This is a genomic window from Corallococcus terminator, assembly GCF_003611635.1.
Classification (GTDB): Bacteria; Myxococcota; Myxococcia; order Myxococcales; family Myxococcaceae; genus Corallococcus; species Corallococcus terminator.
The window spans coordinates 1-6003 of record NZ_RAVZ01000464.1 but is presented as its reverse complement, the minus strand read 5'-3'; the positions used below and the strand labels follow the sequence as shown (position 1 = coordinate 6003).

The window sequence follows — 6003 nt, the reverse complement described above, 5'->3', positions numbered from 1 at the left end:
ATGCGGGGGTGGGTGGCCGGGGCGGCCAGCGTCACGCGCGTGCCCGTCTCACTGACGTTGCCGTCCGCGGCGAACGCGCCGCCCGCCGCGTTGGCCAGGTGGATGCGCTCCGCCACGGTGTCGGAGGACAGCGTGCCATCCTCGTAGTTCCAGCCGTTGCCGGCGCCGTCCGCCGCCGTCACGTCGAACTTCACCAGGTGGATGTGCTGCCCGATGACGTCCGTGGGCGTGTAGATCTGGAAGTCGTCCGGCGCCAGGTGCGCGGGGATGAGGTTCGTCGCGTAGAAGTTGATGCACTCGCCGGACTCGGCCCGGAAGAAGAAGGGCTCCGGCGGGCGCAAGCCGTCCTGGGTGGCGGGCACGTCCTCGTTGAGCACCATCAGGCGGGCCTGCGGATCATGCCAGCCGGCGCGGTTGATGCGCTGCATGTCGATTTGAAGATAGGCCGCGCGGTAGTTGCGCACGCTCGCGTTGGCGGGGCAGGGGTCCGCGAAGGGAGCGCCCGCCACGCCCTTGCGGCCGTTGACGGTGAACCTCCCCGTGCCTCCCTGCGGCGTGTAGGCGGAATAGCCCGCGGCCGTGTCTCCGTAGAGCGTGCCGACGCTGGAGGCGTTGGGGAATTCGCCCGCGTGGAAGGCGATGGCGTTCTTCTCCATGGGCGTGCCCGCCTGGGGCAGCAGCTTGATGTTGAGCGCGGAGGGATCCACGTCGAAGCGGCCGGAGGCGCCGTACGTCACCGGGCCCACGGCGCGCGTGACGATGTGGCGGGGCAGGCCGCCGTCGAACTCCAGGTCCAGCGGCGCCTGCGGCGCGCGGCGGCCCGTCATGCCGGCGATGTAGAAGGGGAAGCCGGGGAACGCCGGGCGCGTCACCGTCTTGCCGCTGGAGGCGTCCACCACGCTGGTGGCCACGTAGGTGGGCATGGGCGGCATCACGCGGTTGGGCAGGGGCACGACGGCGGGGTTGGGCGTACCGTTCTTGATCTCCGCGTCGGGCAGCTTGCGGTCGCTGGTGCCGGACTCGAACACGTCGTGCACGCGCCACAGCGCCCACATGCCTTGCGCGAAGTGCGGGTACAGGTGGCAGTGGTGGATGGAGTCGCCCGGCGTGAAGTTGCGGTTGCCGGAGCCGCCGTAGTTGATGTCGTAGGTGAAGGTGGAGCCCGGCCCGATGGTCTGCGAGTCCAGGTAGTTGGAGTCCTCCACGCCAGGCGAGTACTTCCACTGGTGCGCGTGCAGGTGGAAGACGTGCGTCTCCGCGGGGCCCGCGTGGATGTTGCGGATGCGCACCGGGTCACCCAGGTAGCTGTGGTGCACGTTGGTGGGGTCGTCCGGGTAGAGCGCCTGGGTGGCCTTGCCGGAGGCGTCCTTCTCCACGTTCATCGCGGGGTCGCCGTTGGCCCAGGACTCGAGGAAGAACTCCTCGTACTCGCAGGTGACGCAGTCCTTGGTGGGGCCAATCTTCGCGCGGTTGGCGATGAGCTCCGCGCCCAGGCCGGCCACGCCGTAGTTGATGCCGAAGCCGTCGCGCACGCTGTGGAACGTGGGGTTCCACTCCAGCTCGTCGAAGGCCTGAACCGCCTTGATCTCATCGTGGTAGATGGCGGTGAACTCGCGGAAGCTGCCCGTGTCGATGGACGTCTTGGTGCCCATCACCGTCCGCTCGTAGCCGGTGATGAGCGCTTCCAGGTCGCCGTGTCGGATGGCGTTGGAGCTGTCGAGGATGGCCAGCAGCGGGCGGCCGGAGGCGTCCTTCACCTCGTAGTCGATGACGGGCGTGCCGTCCGGGTTGCGGCTCTGGGTGACGGCCTCCAGCGTCTTGCCGGTGACCTGGGAGCGGTACCAACTGGAGCCAGCGGGCTCGACGTTGAGGGCGCCGAAGAGGCCGTGCACGGTGGAGCCGCCGTCGCCCTGGCCGCCGAACGAGGCCCCCATGCTGTAGAAGAAGAAGACGCCCTCGTGGTCCGCGTACCAGGTGTATTTGGTGCTGCCGCCGGGGGACACGAGGCTGCTGACGTTGGTGCCCACCCAGGCGCCGTCCGACTTCTGCGCCAGATACTGGAGGCCCTGCATGTGGATGGACGCGGTGCGCGTGGCGGGGGAGTCCTGGCGGTGCTCGTCGTCGAACTCCAGCTCGGCGCCCAGGTTGAACCAGAGGCCGCCCGCGGGCTTGCCCTGGAGCAGCGATTTGACCCGGTCATACGAGGGCGTCAGCACCCACGCGGGCAGCACCTTGCGCAGGAAGCTCCAGCCATTGTTGGACCCCGACGCCCGGCTGACGCCCGGCTGGGATTGCGAGGGGCTGGGGATGGCGGAGCGCGTGGGCGCCAGATAGTTGAAGAACTCCACCGTGAGGCAGTCGCCCACGTTGGCGCGCAGCGCGAGCGGGCGCGGGCGCTTGTCGGTACGGATGCGGGCATTGCCCGGCCCGATGGGCGCCTTGGTGTCGAGCGCCTCCACGTCCTCGCGGAGCGCGTACATCATGCCCGTGGGGTTGTAGGAACCCAGCCGGTTGTATGTGTAGACCTGATCCAGGGCCACCACCTGGGCGGTGAGCTGCCGGTTGCAGTTCGGCGATGGCGGCGGCACCGGCGCCGCGGGGATCGTGTCCCGGTAGGGGAGGTTGACGATCTGGATGCCCTGCGCGGCGGAGGCCTGGGGCCCGGTGGCAGTCGGTGCTCCGTCGCCCTCCGGTTGACAGGCCATCGCGCCACAAAGCACTGCCCACAGCAGGGTGCGTCCAGGCACCCTGGGCGGCTGCCCGGCTGGACGGGCCCGCGACCCACTGCCTCTTTGGGTAAAGCGATACATGACGCCCCCTCGGCGTTGCTGCTGCCCACGGCCATGAAAGAGAGGTTTTGTAAGAAGACCCTCAGGAATCCCTCACCTCTTCCTGAGAAACGCTCTCATGAAACACAGACATGCTTAGCGTGTACGTATTTCACTAGGGGAGTCGGTGGCTGGAAGTAAACAGGGCTTCCAAGGCGCTGGATTTACTGGGGGAGCGCGCCCTGAAACCCTCTTCTCTGAGAAGATTCAAAGGAAGGGGTTGCCGGGGATTCCTCTCCCATGAGGTCGGGTGGGGGCTCTGATAGGGTGAACGCGACGCGGCAACGTTTTGTGTGGATATCAATGTGAGTGATGCTTGGCCCTCCCAGCTTGTGACGTACTTCTACGAGCCTCCGTTGCCCGGGGACGTGCCCGCGCGTCTGCCGAGCCCGTTCGCACCGGGACCGCCGGCGCCGTTGGCCCGGAAGGCGGCGGAGGTGCTCCAGGAGCGGCTGCGGCGCGAGCGCTGGGAGGCGTTGGAGCAGCCCGGCGGCGGGAAGATGTTGGGCGTGCTGGTCGTCGCGGAGCCGGGAGGTCGGGTCGGCTTCCTGAGGGCGTTCTCCGGAATGCTGGGGGGCGCGTGGAATGTGGAGGGCTTCGTTCCTCCGCTGTTCGACCCGGTCGCGCGAGATGCGTTCTGGCCGGCGGGGGAGGCGGAGCTGGCCGTGCTGGGGCGGCGGCATGCGGCGTTGCTTCATGCCGCTGCGTCGGATCCCACGCGGGAGGCGGAGCTGGCCGAAGTCGCGCATTCGCGCGCGGAGCGCTCCCGGGACCTCTGGCGGCGGATGGCGCTCAGCTATGTGATTCCGAACGCGCGGGGGGAAAGTCAGCCGCTGGGTGCCTTGTTCGCGCCGCGACCGCCTCCAGGTGGAGCCGGGGATTGCGCGGCACCCAAGCTGCTGGCGTATGCCTTTCGCCACCAACTGACGCCCCTGGCGCTCGCGGAGTTCTGGTGGGGGGCGCCGCCGTTGGACGGCCGGCGCGAGTCTGGCGCGTACTACCCGGCGTGTGACAACAAATGCGGCATCGTCCTGCCGTACATGCTGCAAGGGCTGTCGGCGGATCCCGCGCCCCGGCCGGTCCACTTCATCGAGGAGCCCCGCATCCTTCATGAGGATCCGTGGCTGCTCGTGGTGGACAAGCCCGTGGGCCTGCCCACGGTGCCCGAACGTCACTCACCCGCGCGCGACTCGGTGCTCGTCCGGCTCCAGTCGCGCTTCCCGACCCTGAGCGGCGCCGATTTCCTCCACGACCTGGAGCCCGAGGTCTCCGGCCTCCTGGTGGTTTCGCGGGATGCCGCGACCCGGGCCACGCTGCTGCGCCAGTTCGCGCGTCGCGAGGCCGAGCTCCGCCAGGTCTCCTGGGTCGAAGGCCGCGTGCCGGGGGAGTCCGGCCTCATCGAGCAGCCTCTGCGCGGACCGTCGCATGCGCCGCCGGAGGACTGCGTCGACCGGGTCCATGGCAAGCGGGCCGTGACGGCGTGGAAGGTCCTGGCGCGCGGCGAGGACAGGACCCGCGTGGAGTGGGTCGCGGTGACCCGGCATCCCTTCCAGGTGCGCATCCATGCCGCTCACCGTCTGGGATTGGGGGCGCCCATCGTTGGGGATGAGCGCTTCGGCCGGGAGGACACGCGGTTGATGCTGCACGCGGCGGCGCTCGCCTTCACGCATCCGCACACCGGCGCGCGTCTGGACTTCAGCGCCCCCGCTCCCTTCTGACCTGACGGCCCTGCGTGCCTGTCCTATGATCCTCTCATTGCTGAACACATCGAGGCGCACCGGGCAGAGCCGTCCACCGCGCGACACCTGTCGCCGCGCTGTTGCCTTCCATCTCCATCCCACGTCCCGGTGGGCGTCGGATGCCATGCACAGTCCCAGGCCCATCCTGAGGGGCAATTGCACGAGACCCGGGATGCGCGCGATATCCGGGACTTCGTGACGCCAGGGGGACGCCGTGCTCAAGCTCAAACCTGAACCTGAACCTGAACCCGAGGCCTGGATGCCGCTCGCGGGCGATGCCGAACGCCACGCGTTGGATCACCCGTGGCCCTCGCCGGAGCAGGGCAGCGTGCGCTTCGTCGTCGACGACGCCTTCTTCCGGCTGGAGCACGACGCCCGGCTGATGCTCTACCGCGACCTGTCGGAGCGGATGCTCGCGGTCTTCCGGGAGCTCACGCCCCCGGGGGGCTGGCTCTACGCGTTGGATCCGCAGCACCCCTGCTACCGCTTCCACCCGCACGTCCCCTTCGAGGTGGGCGCGACGCTCCAGGAGTGGACCGGCCTCTACACGCGCGAGCACATGGAGCTGGTGGAGCGGGGCATCCATCCCCCGTCCTTCGACGCGCGCTGGGCCATGGACGTCCACCCGGCGGGGGACCCGGAGCACCTCTTCGCGCCACCGGACTTCCACTTCGTCTTCGCCGCGCGCTACCGCGTGGGCAACTTCGACGGCCTGGAAGCGCCAGGCCGGGGGCCCATCGAGACGGAGACCTACGAGCTGTTGGGAGCGCGCCTCATCGCCGCCGTGGACCGCGACCCCCCGGAGCTGTTCCGGCGGGCCCGCAGGTTGAAGTCCGATGAATGACGCGGGACTTCAGACGGGGCGCGGCGTGACGGCGCGCGCAGGGGGCTCCCCCTCGTAGTAGAGGCTGGCGTGCCCCTCGCGGTAGACGACCAGCACGCGGTCATTCTCTTCCAGCAGACCCGAGGTCTTCTGGGTGACCTTGCGAACCAGGGCGTCGAGCTGCGCCGGACCTGCTTTGCTTCCGGCCCGGACCGTGACGACAGGCATGCGGTGTCCCGCTCCTAATGACCACTCCCGAGACGAACGCCGGCAGGGGCCGACGCCTCACCCGTCCGGAGGGTGCGCCGTGTCATAGCGAACCGAACACTTCGTTGACAAGTGCGCGCTGCCATGGGGGAAAGAGACCCCATGCTCCGCAACGTCCGTGTATTGCTGGTTATTTCGCTTGCTCTGGCTTCCACCGCGCACGCGCAGTCGCGCAAACCGGACGCGCTGTACCACGAGTCCCCCACGCCGGCTTACCTGCCGCGGGGGGTGTTCCTGGGCACGCAGTTGAGCAACGGCGCCGTCATCCCGCACCTGCACCTGCAGTGGCAGTTCACCTTCTTCCAGGAGCGCAAGGACGCGTGGGCCGTCATCCTGGAGGGCGGGG

The 6003-nt window shown here is 69.0% G+C and carries 3 protein-coding genes and 2 pseudogenes; 3 read left to right on the top strand and 2 right to left on the bottom strand.

The genetic code is table 11. The features are described 5' to 3' along the window. Window positions 1-2705, bottom strand: a pseudogene (locus tag D7V88_RS38105) (multicopper oxidase domain-containing protein); the annotation flags it as partial. A gap of 428 nt (window positions 2706-3133) precedes the next feature. Here D7V88_RS38105 and D7V88_RS38100 point away from each other — a divergent pair. Both D7V88_RS38100 and D7V88_RS38095 read left to right on the top strand, forming a co-directional pair. Further along, window positions 3134-4546 carry an RluA family pseudouridine synthase gene (locus D7V88_RS38100; RefSeq protein WP_120545453.1) on the top strand — a complete coding sequence of 471 codons (1413 nt, stop codon included), beginning with the start codon at window positions 3134-3136 and terminating at the stop codon, window positions 4544-4546. A gap of 235 nt (window positions 4547-4781) precedes the next feature. Continuing rightward, window positions 4782-5411 carry a DUF2716 domain-containing protein gene (locus D7V88_RS38095; protein ID WP_147449050.1) on the top strand — a complete coding sequence of 210 codons (630 nt, stop codon included), beginning with the start codon at window positions 4782-4784 and terminating at the stop codon, window positions 5409-5411. 9 nt (window positions 5412-5420) lie between these two features. Here D7V88_RS38095 and D7V88_RS38090 read toward each other — a convergent pair whose 3' ends face one another. Then, window positions 5421-5618, bottom strand: a complete 198-nt coding sequence (locus D7V88_RS38090) for a hypothetical protein (protein WP_120545451.1) — start codon at window positions 5616-5618, stop codon at window positions 5421-5423. A 141-nt stretch (window positions 5619-5759) separates the two neighbouring features. Here D7V88_RS38090 and D7V88_RS38085 point away from each other — a divergent pair. Continuing rightward, window positions 5760-6003 (top strand): annotated as a pseudogene (locus tag D7V88_RS38085) (hypothetical protein); the annotation flags it as partial.